Here is a 19443-nt window from a genome sequence, read left to right as displayed (position 1 = left end):
CGATGGTAGCCAATCCTGAAAGTGTTTGCAAATAAAGCAATGCCTACATCGGCTTGAGCAGCGCTTCCATCAGCGGTTCGCAGGCTGCAGCCAGCCTGTCCAGGCTAGCTTCGCGCAAGGCGGCGGTGTCGACGGTGTGCTGCGTCGCCAAACCGGCCCAGCGCAGCAGGGCGCGGCCGGCCTGCGGGTGATCGAACAAGCCATGCAGGTAGGTGCCGAGCACCTGGCCGTCGGCGGAGATGGCGCCCTCCGGCCTGCCTTCGATGTAAAAAGCCGGCTGCGCCAGCGCGGAGCCGTTTGAAACGCCCATGTGGATTTCATAACCACTGACCGGCGCATCGTCGAAGGCGCATTGGCCGGTGACCTGCGCCAGGCGTTTGTCGCGCGTGAGTTCCGTTTGCAGGTCCAGCAGGCCGAGTCCTGTCTCGCTGCCGGCCCGGCCTTCCACGCCATGCGGGTCGTTCACCAGGGTGCCCAGCATCTGGAAGCCGCCGCAAATGCCGATCACCTTGCCGCCGTAGCGCAGGTGGCGCGCAATCGCCTGCGGCCAGCCGCCTTCTTTCAGTGCGGCGAGGTCGTCGCGCGTGTTCTTGCTGCCGGGGAGGACCAGCAGGTCGGCGGGCGGGATCGCTTCGCCCTTGCGCACAAAGCGCAAGTCTACGCCGGGGTGGGCGCGCAGCGCGTCGAAGTCTGTATGGTTGCTCATGCGCGGCAGGCTTGGCACCACCACGCGGAAGGCGCCGCGCTCTGCCTGCGCCGCCTGTACCGCATCTTCGGCATCGAGATAGAGCCCATGCAGGTAGGGCAGCACAGCCAGTACCGGCTTGCCGGTCTGCTGTTCCAGCCAGTCCAGCCCGGGCTCGAGCAGCTTGATGTCGCCGCGGAAGCGGTTGATAACGAAGCCGATGATGCGCTTGCGTTCGCTTTCGGACAGGCAGGACAGGGTGCCGACAATATGGGCGAACACGCCGCCGCGGTCGATGTCCGCGCACAGGATGACGGGACAGTCGGCAGCTTCCGCGAAGCCCATGTTGGCAATGTCGCGGTCGCGCAGGTTGATTTCGGCCGGGCTGCCCGCGCCTTCCACGACAACGGTTTCGAATTGCGCCAGCAGGCGCTGGTGAGACTCCAGCACGGCAGCCATGGCAATGGTCTTGTACTGGTGGTAGTCGCGTGCATTCATGTCGCCGCGCACCTTGCCGTGGATGATGACCTGGGCGCCGATATCGCTGCTTGGCTTGAGCAGCACGGGATTCATATCCGTGTGTGCCGGGACACCCGCGGCAATCGCCTGCAGCGCCTGTGCGCGTCCGATCTCGCCACCGTCGATCGTGACAGCGCTATTCAGCGCCATGTTCTGCGGCTTGAAAGGAGCGACGCGCACGCCGCGCTGTTTCAGCAGGCGGCACAGGGCAGCGACGATGGTGCTCTTGCCGGCATCGGACGTGGTGCCCTGGACCATCAGGGTGCGGTAAGGGAAGCTCATTTTTCAGGGCGGTGCTTACGGGCTTCTTCCAGCTTTTCGCACAGGACGGCGGTGCCGGCGATCATGCGCGGGCCTGCACGATTGAGCAGGTTGCCGTCGATCGTGAACAGGTTGTCCTGCCGTGTCGCCTTGAATGTCTTGTAGGGGCGCCACAGGTTGACGCCGCCGTAGTCCTTCTCCGCCGTGGCGAAGACTGCTTCGGGATCGGCTTCCAGCACGGCTTCCATGCTGACGACCGGCGCCGTCACTTTCTGATCGGCGAAGATGTTCTGGCCGCTGCATACTTTCAAGGCGTCGCTGACGATATGTTCACCGTTCAGGGTGTACAGCGGCTTGTCCCATACCTGGTAGAAGACGCGCACCGGGGGGCGGGCGGCGTATTGCGCGCGCAGTGCGGCCAGCTTCTGGCGCAGTTCTTTCGCTGCCGCGTTGGCGGCGGGTTCGGTGCCGAGCAGCTTGCCCATCTTTTCCAGGTTGTCGGCGATCTGGTCCAGCTTTTTCGGTTCGCTGTGGAACATCGGGATGCCGAGCTGGCGCAACTGGTCGATCTGGCGCTCCGAAGTCCCGTGGCGCCAGACCACCAGCAGGTCCGGCTTCATTGCCAGCAGGCGTTCCATATCGACCTGGCGGTTGTCGCCGACGCGCGGAACCTGCTTGGCCGCTTCCGGATAGTCGCTGTAGCTGACTGCACCCACGACCTTACCGGCGCCGCCGGCCGCGAACAGCAATTCGGTGACGTGCGGCGCCAGTGCGACGACACGTTGCGCCGGCTTTTGCAGGGTGACGGGTTTGCCGTCGTCGTCATTGACGGTGATGGCGGCATGCGCAGGGAGTTGCGCGGTGCACAGGGCGGAGATCAGCAACAGCTTTTTCATTGGTTTTCCTTGGTCCATTCGTTCAATGCACGCTCGAGGCGCTGCCAGCCGGCTTCGCCGGGCGGCAGTCCGATACGGATGCCGCGCGCTGCATCGCGAAACAGGCGCACCCAGATGCCACGGCGCGCCATGTGGTCGTGAAACTCTTCGACGCGCGCTTCCGGCCACCATTGGAACAATGCCGTGCCGTGGCTGGCGATGCCGTGGCTGGCAAGCAGCTCGCGCAGGCGCGTACCTGCCGTTCGCAGTTCTTTCTGGGTGGCGCGTTGCCAGCTGCCATCCTCCAGCGCGGCGCGTGCGACTTGCTGGGCGGGGCCGCTGACGGCCCACGGGCCGAGCAAGTCAGCCAGCGGCGTGAGGATATCTTCTCGCGCGGCGACGAAGCCCAGGCGCAGGCCGGCCAGGCCGAAGAACTTGCCGACCGAGCGTAGCACGATGAGGCCTGGCGCCTGCGTGGCGTCGGCGATACTGTAGCTGCCATCGGTGTCGGCGAACGCTTCGTCGACCACCAGCCAGCCGCCGCGTGCCGCCAGCGCTCCGGCCCAATCGAGCAGTGCCGCGCGCGGCACTACCGCACCGGTTGGGTTGTTCGGGTTGCAGACCACCAGCACGTCGGCAGTGGCGGCGGCGCCTGCCAGCCCGCTGTACGGCACGGCGCCAGCCTGGTGGCCGTGCTGCGACCAGTGGTGCAGGTGCTCGGCGTAGCTGGGGCTGGCGACTGCCACCCGCGACGGCGCGCGCAGGCGGGGCAGGGCCTGGATGGCTGCCTGTGTTCCTGCGACGGCCAGCATGCGCGGCGCTCGGTAGTAGCGTTGTGCGGCTTCCTGCAGCGCCGGATCGTGCTCGGGCAGGCGGTGCCAGGCGTCGAAGGGCAGTGCTGGCGCTGGATAACCGTTGGGATTGAGGCCGGTCGACAGGTCGAGCCAATCGGTTCGGCCGTAGCGTTGCGCCGCTTCGCGCAGCTTGCCGCCGTGTTCAAGCATGATGTACTCCATAGGCAATGGCGAGCATGATGGCCATCCACAACCCGGTCGTGTTGCGCACCAGGCGCCAGGCGCGCGGAATGTCGGCGGCCGATGCTGTGCTGCCTTCGCCCAGTGGCGGCCGGTGTTCGATCTCGCCGCCGTAGCTCGCGGCGCCACCCAGTTGCAGGCCGAGTGCGCCGGCGCCGGTCGACATGACCGGGCCTGCATTAGGGCTGCTCCAGGCCGGGGCCTGCCTGCGCCAGCAGGCCAGTGCGCGGCGCGTGCTGCCGGGGCCAGGCGCCAGCAGGGCGTAGCTGAATGCGGTCAGGCGTGCCGGCAGGTAGTTGAGGACGTCGTCGATGCGGGCGGCGCTGCGGCCGAACAGGTTGAAGCGCTCGCTGCGGTAACCCCACATGGCGTCGAGCGTGTTCGCCAGGCGGAACAGCAGGGCGCCCGGAGCGCCGGCGATGGCGAACCAGAACAGGGTGCCGAAGACGGCGTCGTTGCCGTTCTCCAGCATTGATTCGGTGGCTGCCTTGGCGAGATCTGGTTCGCTGGCATGCGCCGTATCGCGGCTGACGATGCGGGCGGTCAGGGCGCGCGCGGCCGGCAGGTTCCCGGCCAAGAGCGCATGGCCGATGGGAAGCATGTGGTCGCGCAGGCTGCGCAGGCCGAGGCAGAAATAGAGGATGATCGCATGCAGGGCTGCCTGCGCTGCGACCGGCAGCGCTTGCCCGAGTGCCCATGCGGCCAGCATGGTGGGCGGCAGGACGGCGAGGGTCCAAGCCAGCGCGCCGCGGGCAAAGCGGGCGAAAGGCGCAGCGGGTGCGCCTGCATCGCTGGCGCGGGGACGGTTCAGGCGTTTCTCGATGACGCCGGCCAGGCGGCCGAAGCCGACCAGCGGGTGGAAGCGCGGCACTTCGCCCACGATGGCGTCGAGCAGGACGCCGGCCAGCAGCGCGCCGGCAAATACGGTCCAGTCCAGGCCTGCCAGCAGCATCAGGCGCCTTTCAGCATCAGCGGCAAGCCTGCCGCGACAAAGGCGACGCGGTCGCATACGGCGGCAACCGACTGGTTCAGGCGGCCGGCTTCGTCGGCATAGCTGCGCGACACGGCGCCCCAAGGCACGATGCCCATGCCGACTTCATTCGAGACCAGCACGACGTCGCCGCGCTCGACGGCCAGCTCGCCCAGCAAGGCCGCGCGCTGCTCATGGAAGAGGGCAGGCAGTTCGACCGTGCCGACCTCCGGATAGTGCGTGCCGTCGCTGAACATCAGGTTGGACAGCCACAGCGTGAGGCAATCGACCAGCACCAGGCGCTGCGGCGCACGCCATGCGGCGAGTGCGGCGGCAAGGGCGACCGGCTCCTCAACGGTATGCCAATGCGGCGGGCGCTGTGCGCGATGCAGGGCGATGCGGGCCGCCATCTCGGCGTCGCCGGCGGCAGCGGTGGCGATGTAGACCACCTCCTTGCCGGAAGCCGCGGCAAGCTGCTCGGCATGTGCGCTCTTGCCGGAACGGGCGCCGCCGAAGACCAGCGTGCGCGTCATGCCGCGCTCCGCGAGAACATGGCTGCCACCGCGGCGGGGTTGGAGGGGAAGTAGCCGTGGAAGTACGACGCCTGCAGCGACCCTAGGCGGTATACCGCTTCTCCTGCGGCGCCGCTTGGGTGCTTTTGCGTTGTCGCGGCGGCCGGCTCGCCGGTTTCCAGGCGCGAGTAGTGGAAGGTGTGGCCGCGCAGCGGGCCGAGCGGCGTGGGCATCGCCTGCGCGCCCAGGCCGGCAAGGCGGGGCTGCATGGACACCTTGCCGGGCAGCAGGCCGGCCATTGGCCAGTCCTTGCCCTCCTTGTCCTGCAGCGATTCGGCGATGGCCATCATGCCGCCGCATTCGGCCACGATCGGCAGGCCTGCGGCGTGCGCGGCGCGCAGCGAGGCTTGCCAGCGCTGGCCTGCGGAGAGTTCGGCGGCGTGCAGTTCGGGGTAGCCGCCGGGCATGTAGATGGCCGTGGCCCCGGCGGGCACCGGCTGGTCCGCCAGCGGCGAGAAGTAGTCGAGCCGTGCGCCCAGCGCTTCCAGCACGGACAGGTTGGCAGGATAGAGGAACATGAAAGCCGCATCGCGGGCGATGGCGATACGCGTTCCGTCGAGCGGCCGTCCAGCCGGCGTGCCGCCGTCCGCGCCGCGGCCGTCCGCAATGTGCGCTTCTGGCAAGGCATCCCATGCTGCCAAGTCGAACGTCAACTGGTCGGCCAGCGCATCGAGCAGTTCATCGAGGCCGGCGACTTCGTCCGGCAATACGAGACCCAGATGGCGCTCGGGCAGCGAAACCGCCTGCTTTGGCAGGGTCCCCAGCAAGGGAATCTCGCGCAGCGAGGCCGCCACCATGGCCGCATGTCCCGCGCTGGCAATCCGGTTCGCCACCACGCCCGCCATGGCGACCGGCCCATAGTCGCGCAGTCCGTGCACCAGCGCCCCGGCAGTCTGCGCCATGGCGCCTGCATCGATGACGGCGAGCACGGGCAGGCCGAATTCGCGCGACAGGTCGGCGGTGGAGGGCGTGCCGTCGTAAAGGCCCATCACGCCTTCGACCAGGATGGTATCGGCCTGCTCGGCCGCCTCGGCCAGCAAGGTGCGGCAGCGCTCAGCCCCCACCATCCACAGGTCGAGCGATTCGACCGGCGAACCGCAAGCGCGAGCCAGTACCATCGGGTCGATGAAATCCGGGCCGCACTTGAAGACCCGCACGCGGCGCCCGGCGCGTACCAGCTTGCGCGCCAGCGCCGCCGTGACCGTGGTCTTGCCCTGGCCGGAGGCGGCAGCGGCAATCAGTACGGCGCGGGCTACCATTCCGTCCCCGGCTGCGCCGCGATGCCGGCCTTGAAGGCGTGCTTGACGACGGTCATCTCGGTGACGGTATCGGCGACGTCGATCAATTCCTGCGGCGCGGCGCGGCCGGTGACCACGGCGTGCTGCATCGCGGGACGGTCCAGCAGGTCGGCAATCACATCGTGCACGTCCAGGTAGCGGTACTTCAGGGCGATGTTCAATTCATCCAGCACCACCATGCCGTAGGATGGATCGCGCAGGAAGGCGCGCGCCTGATCCCAGGCCTGCTGCGCCTTTTCGATATCGCGCTCGCGGTTCTGGGTTTCCCAGGTATAGCCTTCACCCATGGCGTGGAAGCTGCACTCCTCCGGGAAGCGGCGCAGGAACTGTTCCTCGCCGGTCGACATGGCGCCTTTGATGAACTGCACCACGCCCACCTTCATGCCATGTCCCATGGCCCGCATTGCCATGCCGAAGCCGCTCGAGCTCTTGCCCTTGCCATTGCCGGTGTTGACGATCAGGACGCCGATATTCTTGTCGGCCGCCGCGATCTTCGCGTCGATGATCGCCTTCTTGCGCGCCATGCGGTCGCGGTGGCGGTCGTTGATGTCGTTCATTGGGGGCTCCCGGGAATAAAAATGGTGCGTTCGCCGTGGCGGATGGTTTCGATCGGATGGTCGAGGTATTCGCCGAGGACGGCCGGCTGCATGACCTCTTCGACCGGCCCGGCCAGCCAGCGTCCGTCGCCCATCAACAGCAGGGCGTGCGACGACACGCTGTGCGCCAGCGTCAGGTCATGGCCGACCATCACCACGGTCTTGCGCTGCTCGCGGCACAGCCTGGAGAGCAGGGACATCACGCTGACCTGGTGCGCCAGGTCCAGCGCATTGGCCGGTTCGTCCAGCAGCAGCAGGGGCGTATCCTGTGCCAGCATGGCAGCGATTGCCACGCGCTGGCGCTCGCCGCCGGACAGCGTGCGTACGTCACGCGCCGCCAGGTGGTCGACTTCCATCGCAGCCAGTGCGGCTATGGCGGCCTGGTGGTCGTCGCTGTTCTCCCAGTACCGGTTATCGTGGTAGGGGTGGCGTGCGGAGAGCACGGTTTCGATCACGGAATATGAGAAGGCGTCGTTGCGGGCCTGTGCCAGGAAGGCGCGCTTGAGCGCCAGTTCGTGCAGCGGCCATTCGCCCAAAGCGCGGCGGTCGATGCTGACATAGCCCTCCTCTGGCTGGCGCAGGCCGGCCAGGGTGCGCAGCAAGGTGCTTTTGCCGGCGCCGTTGCGGCCGATCACGCTCCAGCATTCGCCGTCGCCAACCTGCCAGTCCAGCTTTTCGACCAGGGTGCGCTTGCCCATGGCAAGGCGCAGTTGATGGGTGCCGATCATCTTATTTCCTCAGGCGGTGCAGCTGATACAGGAAGACCGGGGTGCCGACCAGCGCGGTCACCACGCCTGCCGGCAGCTGCTGCGGCGCGATGATGGTGCGCGCCACAGTGTCGGCCAGCACCAGGTAGGCGCCGCCGACCAGTGCGGCGCTTGGCACCAGCAGGCGATGGTCCGGGCCGAAGGCGAAGCGGCAGGCGTGCGGCACGATCAGGCCGACAAAGCCGATGCTGCCGGCGGTCGTCACGGCGCTGGCGGTCAGCAGGCCGGAACAGAAGAACAGGCCCTTGCGCAAGGCGCCGACGCGGATGCCCAGCGTAGCCGCAGCTTCCGCATGCAGCGCCATCACGTTCAGGGAGCGGGCGGCGCGCAGGGCGAATGCCAAGCCGCCGGCCAATACGATCCATGGCAGCCAGCGGATCGGGGAGCCGGACAGGTCGCCGATCAGCCAGAACACCATGGTGCGCAGGCGGCTTTCCGGCGCAATCGAGAGCATCAGTGTGACCAGGGCGACGCAGCCGGAAGACAGGATCACGCCGGTCAACAACAGCAGGGCCGTGCCGCCTTCCGCCGCGGTGCCGCCGCGCAGGTCGCGCCGGGCCAGGAAATACAGCATCATCGATACGACCACAGCGCCGGCGAAGGAGGCCGCATCGACCATCCATGCGGCGCACATGAACATCAATGCCGCCAGTGCGCCGACCGACGCGCCGGAAGAAATGCCCAGTACAAAAGGATCGGCCAGGGGATTTCGCAGCAAGGCCTGCATCATGACGCCGGCCAGCGACAGCGAGGCGCCGGTGACGAAGGCGGTGGCCGCCCGCTCGGCGCGCAAGCCAAGCAGGTGGCCGGGCAGGGAGGCCGGTTGCCCGCTGATGAACTCCCGCAGCGCGCCTGGCATGTCGGCCAGCGGGATGCTGACCGATCCGATCATGCCGGCGGCCACCAGGCTGGCCAGCGATAACAGCACCAGCAGGATGACGACGGTGACTGCGCGCAGGCGCAGTTTGGCGGAAAGAGGATGCATAGCGGGCAGCTTATCTCATTTATCTGTAGCCGTAGCGCAGGCCGGCATACACGGTGGACCCGGCGGTGGCGTAATTGCGCGCCAGTTCATAGCGCTTGTCGGCCAGGTTGTTCCAGCGCAGGGTGGCTGTCCAGGCGCGGTCGAACTCCCAGGCCGCATACAGGTTCAGCAAACCGTAGCCGCCCAGGCGGTTGCGGTTGGCCGTATCGTCGAAGCGGTTGCTGGAAACCTGCCATTCGGCGCCGCTGCTCAGCCTGCCCGCAGTATATTCCAGCGCCACATTGCCGTGGCGCTTGGCGCGGCGTACCAGCAGCTTGCCGGTACCGTCGTCTTGCGGGTTTTGCAGGTCGGCGTTGGCGGACAGCGTGAAACTGCCGCCCAGTTGCCGGCGGGCCGACAGCGAAATGCCTTCCAGCGTGGCCTGGTTCACGTTGTAGGCGCAACCGAAGCGGAAGCCGGGCAGCGGGCAAGGAGCGGTGTTTACCAGCAGGTCGGTCAGCTTGTTGCGGTAAGCCACGGCGGCCAGTGCGGTGCCGGCCTGCTCGAAGTGGATGCCAATCTCGCGATTGCGGCCTTCTTCCGGGCGATTGGCCGGCAGGCCGTAGCCGGGGTAGTACAGCTCATTGAAGGTGGGCGCGCGGAAGCTGGTGCCATAGCTGGCATTGACGCGCAGGCCCGCCGTGATGCGGTAGCCGTAGCCAAGCGAGCCGGAGTTCTTTGATCCATACTGCGAGCTGTCGTCGTTGCGGATGGCAGCTGCCAGCAGGTGGTCGCCGCGCTTCATGTTGTAGCTGGCGGCCCAGGAGATGGTGCTGCGCTCGCGCACCAGGGCGGCGGTATTGGATTCGATTTCCTCCTTGCGGTGTTCGGCCAGCAGCTGCAGGCTGTCAGAGCCCAGAGCGATATCGTTCTGCCAGCTGAACTGGGACTGCCTGGTATCGATCTGGCTGGCGGTGGCGGTGAAGCTGCCGGACTTGTCGCGCGACTGCGCCACCTGGGTCGTCATCTGCCAGGCGTCCATCAGGCGATTGCGCGAATACACTGCAGCGGTGCCTAGCTTTTGCGTGCTCCACGCGCGCACTTTGGTGCCGCCGTCAAAATCCGCTTCCTGGTCGCTGTGCAGGAACAATGCGCCCAGTTCATGGCCGCGCGCGATCTGCCATGCCAGCTGGCCGTTGGCGTGCTTGCGGTCGTAGCCGTCGTCGTCGCTGTTGTAGCTGGTGCTGCCCGGCAGGGTGGCGGAGAAGCCGTCGGATCGCTCCCTGCCTGCGCTGAGCGCATAGCTGAAGGCGCCGGCGCTGCCGGAAATGCCGGCGGTGCCGGAACGCGTGCCGTACGTGCCTGCCAATACGCCGGCATCCAGCGCCAAGCCGCCCTGGCCTTTTTTCGTGAAGATCTGCACCACGCCGCCAATGGCGTCGGCGCCGTACAGCGTGCTCAGTGGGCCGTACACGACCTCGATCCGCTCCACTGCGCCCAGCGGAATCGCGTTCCATGCGGCCGCGCCGCTGCTGGCGGAGCCGATGCGCACACCGTCGATCAGTACGATCACCTGGTTGCTGTTGGAACCGCGCAGGAATACGCTGGCATTGCTGCCCGGGCCGCCGTTGCGGCTGACTTCAATGCCGCGCTGGCGCTGCAGCAGCTCGGTGATGGAACCGGCGCCGCTGCGCGCGATTTCTTCCGGGCCGATGGTCAGCGTGTCGCTGATGATGTCGCGCGCTGCCTGCGGCGTACGGGTGGCTGTGATCAGCACGGAGTTCAGTACGGGAGCCTGGGTTTGTGCCTGGACGGCAGGTGCGGCAACAGCCAGTGCCAGCGACGCGAGGGCCGCTTGCCGGGTGACGGGAAAAGACATGACAACTTTCGTAACGGGCCGCCGGCCCACGTCCCCGTAAGCCGGCATGAACAGGAACGGGCGCAGGGCGCGTTCCCACCTGGTCTGGCCGGTATCCGGGCTGGCAAGTCTGGCGGCCTGGCCTTCCCATGCTTTCGCACAGTGGCCGTGAGGTCGCTGCCGCACATTGAAGGCGGCACTTGCTTACCGTTGCGGGGGCAGCACACGTTGGCTGTCAGGGGACAGCGCCGTGTTTCCCGTTTAACTGCATTCGAGAGTTCGATTGCGGGCACCAAAACCCCGCCATTATACGGACTTGGCTGGCCAGGACAAGCGCAGGATCCCGCAATACTTGATGTGGTTTGGTTTGGCGGCGGCCTGCAGCAGGGGGGCGCCGGCGGCGATGGCCGCCATCAGGCGCATGGTGCCGGCGTGGCAGACGATAATGGCGTCGTGCTGCAACCCGTCGAGGAAGGATTGCACGCGGCCTGCCACCTCGCGCACGGTTTCGCCGCCGCCAGGGCGGTAATCGAGCAGGTCGGCGGCCCAGGCGTCGACCTCGGCGTGCGCGACTTCGGGCCAGCGGCGCAGCTCCCAGGCGCCGAAATCCATCTCCGCCAGGCGCGCGTCGGGCGTGAATGCGCCCAGCAGGGAAGCCAGGGCCGTGCAGCGCTGCAGGGGGCTGGAATACAGGCGGTAACCCCGCGCGAGGGCGTCGGCTAATTGCGGTGCCAGGGCGGCGTGGCCGGCGGCGAGGGCGGCCGCCTCGGCCGGGATGTCGCTGCTGCCGTAGCACACGCCCGGCGCCACGTCGGGCTGGGGATGGCGGACGAGGATCAGTTCCACAGGCAGGCCAGCACGCCGAGGTAGAACACGGCTTCCGTCAGCTGCTGGACAGCGCCGAGGCAGTCGCCCGTATAGCCGCCCAGGCGTCGCCGGAATTTGCGCGCCAGCCAGAGAGTCGCCAGCAGCATGCCGCCCAGGCCCACTGCCAGCGCGGTAGCCGTCAGCCAGCCGGCGCAGGCTACTGCGGCAGCAGGCAGGGCCGCCGTCAGCGCCGCGATGGCAAATTCACCGCTGCGCATCTCCTGGGCCAGCGGCTTGGCCTTGCCCTCGGCACGCGCATAGTCCATCCGCCAGATCAGCGAACAGGCCATAAGGCGCGACAGCGGGTGCGCCGCCAGCAGCGCGCCCAGCACCGCCAGTTTCGGCATGCTGGCCAGCGTGGCGACCTTGGTCGCCAGCATCAGGCCGATACCGATGGCCCCATAGGCGCCGATGCGCGAATCCTTCATGATTTCCAGCACTCGCTCGCGCGTGTGGCCGCCGCCCAGGCCGTCGCAGCTATCGGCGAAACCGTCTTCGTGGAAAGCACCCGTGGCATAGATGCCGGCGGCGGTGGACAGCAATACGGCAACCGCAGGCGGCAGCACCAGGGCCGCCGCCGCGTAAACTGCGCCCGCAATCGTCGCCACGACCAGTCCAACTGCCGGAAAATAGCGCGAGGCATGGTGCAGCCACGCGGGCTCGAAGCCTACCCAGCGCGGAATCGGAAGGCGCGTGAAGAATTGCAGTGCGATGAAGAACAGACGCAGCTGCTGCATCGGCCTTACTCGGATTTCTCGCTGACCTGGGCCGACTCGAACGTCGCCATCTGGTTCAGGAAGTTGACGGCGGCATGCAGCAGCGGCACGGCCAGTGCGGCGCCTGTGCCTTCTCCCAGGCGCAGGCCCAGGTTCAGCAGCGGGCGGCCGCCCAGGAAATCGAGCATGCGCTTGTGACCGTTTTCGTCGGAGCAGTGCGAGAACACGCAGTAGTCCAGTACCGCCGGCTGCACGCGGGAAGCCACCAGCAGGGCGCTGGTGACGATAAAGCCGTCGATCAGCAGCACCATGCGGCGCTCGGCAGCTTTCAGCATGGCGCCGGTCATCATCGCGATCTCCAGGCCGCCGAAGGCCGCCAGCGCCTGCAGGCCGCCTTTTGCGTCGGCATGCAGCGCCATGGCCGCTTCGATCACGCGCTGTTTGTGCAGCACCCCTTCCGGCGCCAGCCCGGTGCCGGCGCCCACGCAATCCGCCACCGGGATGCCGGTCAGGCGGTGCATCAACGCTGCGGCGGCTGTCGTATTGCCGATCCCCATTTCGCCGAAGCCCAGGACATTGCCCGGCAGCCCGGCCACCAGGTCCATGCCGCATTCGATCGCTTCCATGCACTGCTGCACCGACATGGCAGGCTGCTGCGCAAAGTTGGCCGTGCCCGGGGCGATCTTGCGGTTGACCAGTCCTTCGCGCGGTCCGAAATCATGCTTGACCCCCGCATCCACCACTTTCAGCGAGCAGCCATTCTGGCGCGCGAAAACGTTGATGGCCGCGCCCCCGGCCAGGAAGTTCTCCACCATCTGCCAGGTCACATCCTGTGGGAAGGCTGAAACGCCTTCCGCCACCACGCCATGGTCGCCCGCGAACACCAGGATGGCGGGCTCGCGCACCTGCGGGCAGGTGGTCTGCTGGATCAAGCCGACCTTGTGTGCCAGTCCCTCCAGCGCGCCCAGGCTGCCCAGCGGCTTGGTCTTGTTGTTGACGGCATGCTCCAGCCGGGCCGCGAGGGCTTCGTCCTTGAGTGGGGTGATGTGTGGGATAGTCATCGCGGAATTATAATGCCGGTATGCGCATACTTATCATTGAAGACAATAAGGATATTGTCGCCAACCTGTACGGCTTCCTCGAGCCGAAGGGGTATGTGCTGGATACGGCAGCCAATGGTTACGGCGGGCTGGCGCTGGCCACCGAGCATGAATACGACGCCGTGGTGCTGGATGTGATGCTGCCCGGCCTGAATGGGCTGGAGCTATGCCGCAAGCTGCGCGGGGAGCTTGGCATGGCCACGCCGGTGCTGATGCTGACCGCGCGCGATACGCTGGAAGACAAGGTGGCCGGCTTCGAAAGCGGCGCCGACGACTACCTGGTCAAGCCTTTCTCGCTGGTGGAGCTGGAAATCCGTCTGCGCTCCCTGGTGCGGCGGGCCCGAGGTGCACAGGGCGCAGCGACGGTGCTGCGGTTCGGCGGCCTCACCTTCGACACCGGCAATTACGAAGTACGGCGCGCCGGCCGTTCGCTGGCGCTGACCCGCACCGGCTACATCATTCTCAGGTGCCTGATGAAGGATGCGCCGCACGTCGTCACGCGCGACGCGCTCGAGCACGAAGTGTGGGGCGACGCGCGGCCCGACAGCGACGCACTGCGAACCCATATCCATGCGTTGCGCCAGGTGCTGGACAAACCATACCCATTCGCCATGCTGCGCACGATCCCGGGCATCGGCTACAAGCTGGTGGATTCGGATGACGAAAACTGAATCGCTGCGCCGCCGCATCATCGGCGCCTATATGGCATTCGCAGTTGCGGTAACGCTGGTGTTCGCGGTCATCGCTGCCCTTGCCGTGGAAGGCATCGAGGAGAAGCTGGTCGACGAACGCCTGAAGGAAGTCGCGCTGTGGGCTGCGCCGCGCCATGCCGGCGGCATGCCGGTGCAAATGCCGGCAGGCCTGAGCTTCCACCATGGCGCCGACATTCCCCGCTCGCTGCGGGGGATGGCGCCAGGCGTGCGGGAAATCACCGTGGACGGCGTCGACCTGCATGTACTCGCCGGTAGTGACGAGCGGGGCCCGTTCGTGGTGGTGGACCACGACAGCGAGTACGAGAAGATTGAGATCGTCGTGTACTCGATGTTCGCCGCCGGCTTTCTCGCGTTCGTAGCCTGTTCCCTGATCATGGCGCGCTACCTTGCCAACCGCATCGTCGGCCCCATCACCACCCTGTCGCAAGCGGTTGAAGCGCGCCGGGACGACCTGCCCTGCCTGGAGCGGAACGACGAACTGGGTACGCTGGCGCGCGCTTTTGCCGGCCGCACCGGGGAGCTGAAGCAGTTCCTAGACCGCGAACGCTTCTTCACCGGCGACGTAAGCCATGAGCTGCGCACCCCGCTGACGGTGATCAGCGGCGCCGCGGAGGTAATCATGTCGCATACGGATGGCGAGCCGTCGCTGCATGCGCCGGCGGAGCGCATCTACCGCGCCGCGCGCGAAGCCAGCGATGTGACAAGCGTGCTGCTGCGGCTGGCCCGCTCGCCGCAGGGCATGGAAGCGCCCGGGCAGTCGGCCGCCGAACTGGCCGAATCTGAAGCGGCGCGCTGCCAGGCGCTGGTCGCCGGCAAGCCCGTGGCCCTGCGCTACCAGGGTGGCAGCGACTTCACCGTGCATGGTTCGCGCGAACTGCTGCAAGCTGCCATCGGCAACCTGCTGCGCAATGCCTGTGCCTACACAGAGCAGGGCGAAGTCCTGCTGCGGCTTGAGCAGCGCGCAATCGTGGTGGAAGACACAGGCCCCGGCCTGCCTTCAGCCGCCATGGCGCGGCTGCGCGGAGAATCCATGCCCGAAAGCGATGGCGCATCGTCTGGCAGCGGGCTTGGTCTCGGCTTGGTGCAGCGCATCTGCAAATATCTCGGCGCCGAGTTGCAAGTCCGGCATCGCGATGGCGGCGGCACCCGCTTCGATCTGCGATTTCCCGTTTGAGTAACCGGATTTAACGCAAACTTAACGCGGCCTTTACGCGGTCTTTACCTGGCAAAGGCTATCGTGCGGGGATGAAACTTCCTCGCATTCACTCAGCCTGCCTCCCCCTTGCCGCCGCATCTTTCCTGGTCCTGGCTTACAACATCAGCTTCTGGAAGGGCTTCATGGCGGCCACGGGAGGATTCCGCGCCTCCAACCTGATGCTATACCTGGGATCGATGCTTCTGTTGGTCCTTGTCTTCAATGGCATGCTGTCCCTGGTGAATTACCGGCGCCTGTTCAAGCCCGTAGTCATTGGCCTGCTGGTCGTCTCCTCGCTCACTGCCTACTTCATGTCGCAGTACGGCATCGTGGTGGATGCGTATATGGTGCAGAACGTAATGGAAACCGATGCGCGGGAGGCGGGCGAGCTTTTCAGCTGGAAGCTACTGCAATCCGTCGTGCTTCTTGGCTTGCTGCCCTCCTGGCTGGTATGGCGGCTGCCGGTATGCTATTCGCCGCTGCGGCGCGCAGTGGCGGTGAACGCCGGCCTCCTGGCAGCGTCGGTACTGCTGGCCACCGGCCTGCTGTTCCTACTGTTCAAATCCCTTGCGCCGGCCGTGCGCGAGCATCGCGAGCTGCGTTTCATGCTGACGCCAACCAATGTGTTCCAGGCCGCCAATGGCTATCTTAAACAGAAGTGGGCGACGCCGGCCATTGTTGCGCCGCTTGGCACCGATGCCGCCAAGGGGCGCTTATGGGCCGCAGCCGGTGCCAGCCAGCACACGGTGACCGTGATCGTCGTTGGCGAGACCGCGCGCGCCATGAACTTCTCGCTGAACGGCTATGGGCGCGCCACCAACCCCTATCTCGTGCAGGAGCGCTCGCTGGTCAACTTCAGCAATGTGAGCTCCTGCGGAACGGCGACTGCAGTCTCCGTCCCGTGCGTCTTCTCCGACTTGACCCGCGAGGGCTACTCCGAAGATAAGGCGCGCAGCAAGGAGGGATTGCTGGATGTGCTCCAGCACGCAGGAATGGAGGTCCTCTGGCGCGACAACAATTCCGGCTGCAAGGGCGTATGCGACCGCGTGCGCGTCGAGGACATGTCCAAACCCGTCGCCGGCAACGCGTTCTGCAATACGGAAGAATGCTATGACGAGCGCTTGCTGGAAGGTTTGCCCGAAATGATCCGCAATGCGGGCAAGGACCTGGTGGTCGTGCTGCACCAGAAAGGGAGTCACGGCCCGGCCTACTGGAAGCGCTATCCGGCAGGATTCGGCAAGTTCGGACCGGTATGCCAGACCAATGAGCTGGAGCAGTGCTCGCGCGAATCGATCACGGCGGCTTACGACAACAGCATCCTGTACACCGACTACTTCCTCGATAAGACAATCAAGGTATTGAAAGAATCCGGCGTGCCCGCCTCCATGCTGTACTTCTCCGACCATGGCGAGTCGTTGGGCGAGAAGAACATATACCTGCATGGCGCGCCGTACATGTTTTCGCCGGAAGAACAACGCAAGGTGCCGATGGTGCTGTGGATGTCCGATAGCTTCAGCCAGCGCTTCCATGTCGACCGCAGTTGCCTGGCGGCGCGCAGCAGCCAGCCGTTCTCGCACGATAACGTCTTCCACTCCACGCTCGGCATGCTGGACGTGAATACTGCAGTTTACAACCCGAGATTAGACTTGTTCCACGCCTGTATCCATGATGTTTAAGTATTACCGCAGCGTGCTGGCGCTTGCAGTGTCGGCCGCCCTGATCCTGTGGCTCGGCCAGTCCACAGATATAGACCTGCGCCTGGCCGACCTGGCGTTCGACCGGCGACAAGGTATTTTTCCCCTGCAGCACGCCTGGTTTGCCGAGAAGTTCAACCACGTGATCCTGAAAGCCATGCTGTCCGTCCTTGCCGGTGGTGCAGTGGTGGTGGCACTGTGGGATGCCTGGCGTCCGAACCTGCTCTGGCCCCCATCCCGTCGCCTCGGGGTGCGTGTGGTCTCCATGTCGGCGCTCAGCGTCCCGGCAGTGATCGGCCTCCTGAAGCGGGCCAGCTCGTCGCATTGTCCGTGGGACCTGGAGCGGTATGGCGGCAGCGCACCCTATATACGTCTGCTGGAACTGATGCCTGCAGGTATTGACCCGGGACACTGCCTGCCCGGCGGGCATGCCTCCAGCGCCCTGTGGCTGATCGCCGTGTCCGCGTTCTGGTGGCCTGAACGGCCGCGCAGGGCGCTGGGCGCAGGCGCATTGATGATGGTATTCGCCCTGGGCGTCGGTTTTGTGCAGCAACTGCGGGGCGCGCACTTCCTCACGCACACGCTGTGGTCGGCCTGGGTGGCCTGTGCAGTCGTGATGGCGAACTATTCACTTGCAAAACACCAGGCGTTTGGTTATAGTTCTGTCCCTCGCAACGCAGCACTGTTTAAACAGTAAGCGAAACGAGAAAAAGAAGGGGTTGACGAGTTGCACGCTGTACCGCATAATCTCGCTTCTCTGCTGCTGACGAACACAACGCTTCGTCGAACAAACAGGCAGCGATCTTTAAAAATCAACAGTCGATAAGTGTGGGCGTTTGACGATATGCCCGGACCTTCGGGTCCGATGCTCAAAATATACGTTATAACGCTCGCACAAAATTAAACGTAATCTCGAAAGAGATTTTGTCAGTATTTTGAGTGAGTGACCTCGGCAGCAATGCCGAAAAACAGAGATTGAACTGAAGAGTTTGATCCTGGCTCAGATTGAACGCTGGCGGCATGCTTTACACATGCAAGTCGAACGGCAGCGCGGGCTTCGGCCTGGCGGCGAGTGGCGAACGGGTGAGTAATATATCGGAACGTACCCAAGAGTGGGGGATAACGTAGCGAAAGTTACGCTAATACCGCATACGATCTAAGGATGAAAGCAGGGGACCGCAAGGCCTTGTGCTCCTGGAGCGGCCGATATCTGATTAGCTAGTTGGTGAGGTAAAGGCTCACCAAGGCAACGATCAGTAGCTGGTCTGAGAGGACGACCAGCCACACTGGAACTGAGACACGGTCCAGACTCCTACGGGAGGCAGCAGTGGGGAATTTTGGACAATGGGGGCAACCCTGATCCAGCAATGCCGCGTGAGTGAAGAAGGCCTTCGGGTTGTAAAGCTCTTTTGTCAGGGAAGAAAAGGTCGTGGCTAATATCCACGACTGCTGACGGTACCTGAAGAATAAGCACCGGCTAACTACGTGCCAGCAGCCGCGGTAATACGTAGGGTGCAAGCGTTAATCGGAATTACTGGGCGTAAAGCGTGCGCAGGCGGTTTCGTAAGTCTGTCGTGAAATCCCCGGGCTTAACCTGGGAATGGCGATGGAGACTGCGAGGCTAGAGTTTGGCAGAGGGGGGTAGAATTCCACGTGTAGCAGTGAAATGCGTAGAGATGTGGAGGAACACCGATGGCGAAGGCAGCCCCCTGGGTCAAAACTGACGCTCATGCACGAAAGCGTGGGGAGCAAACAGGATTAGATACCCTGGTAGTCCACGCCCTAAACGATGTCTACTAGTTGTTGGGTCTTAATTGACTTAGTAACGCAGCTAACGCGTGAAGTAGACCGCCTGGGGAGTACGGTCGCAAGATTAAAACTCAAAGGAATTGACGGGGACCCGCACAAGCGGTGGATGATGTGGATTAATTCGATGCAACGCGAAAAACCTTACCTACCCTTGACATGGCAGGAATCCTGGAGAGATCTGGGAGTGCTCGAAAGAGAACCTGCACACAGGTGCTGCATGGCTGTCGTCAGCTCGTGTCGTGAGATGTTGGGTTAAGTCCCGCAACGAGCGCAACCCTTGTCATTAGTTGCTACGCAAGAGCACTCTAATGAGACTGCCGGTGACAAACCGGAGGAAGGTGGGGATGACGTCAAGTCCTCATGGCCCTTATGGGTAGGGCTTCACACGTCATACAATGGTACATACAGAGGGCCGCCAACCCGCGAGGGGGAGCTAATCCCAGAAAGTGTATCGTAGTCCGGATTGTAGTCTGCAACTCGACTACATGAAGTTGGAATCGCTAGTAATCGCGGATCAGCATGTCGCGGTGAATACGTTCCCGGGTCTTGTACACACCGCCCGTCACACCATGGGAGCGGGTTTTACCAGAAGTAGGTAGCTTAACCGTAAGGAGGGCGCTTACCACGGTAGGATTCGTGACTGGGGTGAAGTCGTAACAAGGTAGCCGTATCGGAAGGTGCGGCTGGATCACCTCCTTTCTAGAGTCGGCATCAGACTCAAACGTTCACACTTATCGGCTGTTGGCATATAAAGAACAGCAATGTTGGGGCTGTAGCTCAGCTGGTTAGAGCACCGTGTTGATAACGCGGGGGTCGTTGGTTCGAGCCCAACCAGCCCTACCAGCACCATGTAGTAACTACGGGGGATTAGCTCAGCTGGGAGAGCACCTGCTTTGCAAGCAGGGGGTCGTCGGTTCGATCCCGTCATCCTCCACCAATTACTGTTCAAA

The 19443-nt window shown here is 64.8% G+C and carries 17 protein-coding genes, 2 tRNA genes, 1 rRNA gene and 1 riboswitch; of the genes, 7 read left to right on the top strand and 13 right to left on the bottom strand.

The window, feature by feature from the left end; genetic code table 11:
- Window positions 1–43 precede the first annotated feature (43 nt).
- The 13 genes from ACWBU6_RS29225 to cobT all read right to left on the bottom strand — a co-directional run bounded on the left by ACWBU6_RS29225 (window position 44) and on the right by cobT (window position 13043).
- Window positions 44–1486, bottom strand: coding sequence for a cobyric acid synthase (locus ACWBU6_RS29225; RefSeq protein ID WP_452646823.1), 1443 nt, complete (start codon window positions 1484–1486; stop codon window positions 44–46).
- Window positions 1483–2361, bottom strand: coding sequence for a cobalamin-binding protein (locus ACWBU6_RS29220; RefSeq protein ID WP_452646822.1), 879 nt, complete (start codon window positions 2359–2361; stop codon window positions 1483–1485). Before ACWBU6_RS29220 ends, ACWBU6_RS29225 begins: the two co-directional genes overlap by 4 nt.
- Window positions 2358–3344 (bottom strand): threonine-phosphate decarboxylase CobD, encoded by a 987-nt coding sequence (gene cobD, locus ACWBU6_RS29215; RefSeq protein WP_452646821.1) that lies wholly within the window; start codon window positions 3342–3344, stop codon window positions 2358–2360. Before cobD ends, ACWBU6_RS29220 begins: the two co-directional genes overlap by 4 nt.
- Window positions 3337–4323: an adenosylcobinamide-phosphate synthase CbiB gene (gene cbiB / locus ACWBU6_RS29210; RefSeq protein WP_452649632.1), complete on the bottom strand. Its 987-nt coding sequence runs from the start codon at window positions 4321–4323 to the stop codon at window positions 3337–3339. Before cbiB ends, cobD begins: the two co-directional genes overlap by 8 nt.
- Window positions 4324–4325: 2 nt before the next feature.
- Window positions 4326–4877, bottom strand: a complete 552-nt coding sequence (gene cobU / locus ACWBU6_RS29205; protein ID WP_452646820.1) for a bifunctional adenosylcobinamide kinase/adenosylcobinamide-phosphate guanylyltransferase — start codon at window positions 4875–4877, stop codon at window positions 4326–4328.
- On the bottom strand, window positions 4874–6175 hold the full coding sequence (locus ACWBU6_RS29200; RefSeq protein ID WP_452646819.1) for a cobyrinate a,c-diamide synthase: 1302 nt from the start codon (window positions 6173–6175) through the stop codon (window positions 4874–4876). The genes cobU and ACWBU6_RS29200 overlap by 4 nt, the downstream gene beginning before the upstream one ends.
- Window positions 6169–6771 (bottom strand): cob(I)yrinic acid a,c-diamide adenosyltransferase, encoded by a 603-nt coding sequence (cobO, locus tag ACWBU6_RS29195; protein WP_452646818.1) that lies wholly within the window; start codon window positions 6769–6771, stop codon window positions 6169–6171. The genes ACWBU6_RS29200 and cobO overlap by 7 nt, the downstream gene beginning before the upstream one ends.
- Complete coding sequence (locus ACWBU6_RS29190; protein WP_452646817.1) at window positions 6768–7538, bottom strand: ABC transporter ATP-binding protein; 771 nt, start codon at window positions 7536–7538, stop codon at window positions 6768–6770. The genes cobO and ACWBU6_RS29190 overlap by 4 nt, the downstream gene beginning before the upstream one ends.
- 1 nt (window position 7539) lies before the next feature.
- Window positions 7540–8562 carry a FecCD family ABC transporter permease gene (locus ACWBU6_RS29185; protein WP_452646816.1) on the bottom strand — a complete coding sequence of 341 codons (1023 nt, stop codon included), beginning with the start codon at window positions 8560–8562 and terminating at the stop codon, window positions 7540–7542.
- Between the two features lie 19 nt (window positions 8563–8581).
- On the bottom strand, window positions 8582–10420 hold the full coding sequence (locus ACWBU6_RS29180) for a TonB-dependent receptor domain-containing protein (RefSeq protein ID WP_452646815.1): 1839 nt from the start codon (window positions 10418–10420) through the stop codon (window positions 8582–8584).
- Window positions 10421–10489: 69 nt separating this feature from the next.
- Window positions 10490–10711: riboswitch (cobalamin riboswitch) on the bottom strand.
- Window positions 10706–11245 carry a histidine phosphatase family protein gene (locus ACWBU6_RS29175; RefSeq protein WP_452646814.1) on the bottom strand — a complete coding sequence of 180 codons (540 nt, stop codon included), beginning with the start codon at window positions 11243–11245 and terminating at the stop codon, window positions 10706–10708. Its footprint overlaps the riboswitch before it by 6 nt.
- Entirely contained in the window at window positions 11236–12003 is a 768-nt protein-coding gene (locus tag ACWBU6_RS29170) for an adenosylcobinamide-GDP ribazoletransferase (protein ID WP_452646813.1), read from the bottom strand. Before ACWBU6_RS29170 ends, ACWBU6_RS29175 begins: the two co-directional genes overlap by 10 nt.
- Window positions 12004–12008: 5 nt before the next feature.
- Entirely contained in the window at window positions 12009–13043 is a 1035-nt protein-coding gene (cobT, locus tag ACWBU6_RS29165) for a nicotinate-nucleotide--dimethylbenzimidazole phosphoribosyltransferase (RefSeq protein WP_452646812.1), read from the bottom strand.
- Between the two features lie 20 nt (window positions 13044–13063).
- Between cobT and ACWBU6_RS29160 the strand changes: the two genes are divergently transcribed.
- The 7 genes from ACWBU6_RS29160 to ACWBU6_RS29130 all read left to right on the top strand — a co-directional run bounded on the left by ACWBU6_RS29160 (window position 13064) and on the right by ACWBU6_RS29130 (window position 19430).
- Complete coding sequence (locus ACWBU6_RS29160) at window positions 13064–13753, top strand: response regulator transcription factor (protein WP_452646811.1); 690 nt, start codon at window positions 13064–13066, stop codon at window positions 13751–13753.
- Window positions 13740–14969 (top strand): ATP-binding protein, encoded by a 1230-nt coding sequence (locus tag ACWBU6_RS29155; RefSeq protein WP_452646810.1) that lies wholly within the window; start codon window positions 13740–13742, stop codon window positions 14967–14969. The genes ACWBU6_RS29160 and ACWBU6_RS29155 overlap by 14 nt, the downstream gene beginning before the upstream one ends.
- Before the next feature lie 71 nt (window positions 14970–15040).
- Window positions 15041–16666 (top strand): phosphoethanolamine transferase, encoded by a 1626-nt coding sequence (locus ACWBU6_RS29150; protein ID WP_452646809.1) that lies wholly within the window; start codon window positions 15041–15043, stop codon window positions 16664–16666.
- Entirely contained in the window at window positions 16656–17381 is a 726-nt protein-coding gene (locus ACWBU6_RS29145) for a phosphatase PAP2 family protein (RefSeq protein WP_452646808.1), read from the top strand. The genes ACWBU6_RS29150 and ACWBU6_RS29145 overlap by 11 nt, the downstream gene beginning before the upstream one ends.
- A 280-nt stretch (window positions 17382–17661) precedes the next feature.
- Window positions 17662–19192 (top strand): 16S ribosomal RNA (locus tag ACWBU6_RS29140).
- Window positions 19193–19259: 67 nt separating this feature from the next.
- Window positions 19260–19336, top strand: a tRNA-Ile gene (locus ACWBU6_RS29135).
- A gap of 18 nt (window positions 19337–19354) precedes the next feature.
- Window positions 19355–19430: transfer RNA gene (locus ACWBU6_RS29130), tRNA-Ala, on the top strand.
- The last annotated feature ends 13 nt before the right edge of the window (window positions 19431–19443 follow it).

It is taken from the genome of Pseudoduganella sp. HUAS MS19, from assembly GCF_053615455.1.
The sequence above is the reverse complement of the archived record's forward strand: the minus strand, read 5'-3'. Positions and strand labels throughout refer to the sequence as shown.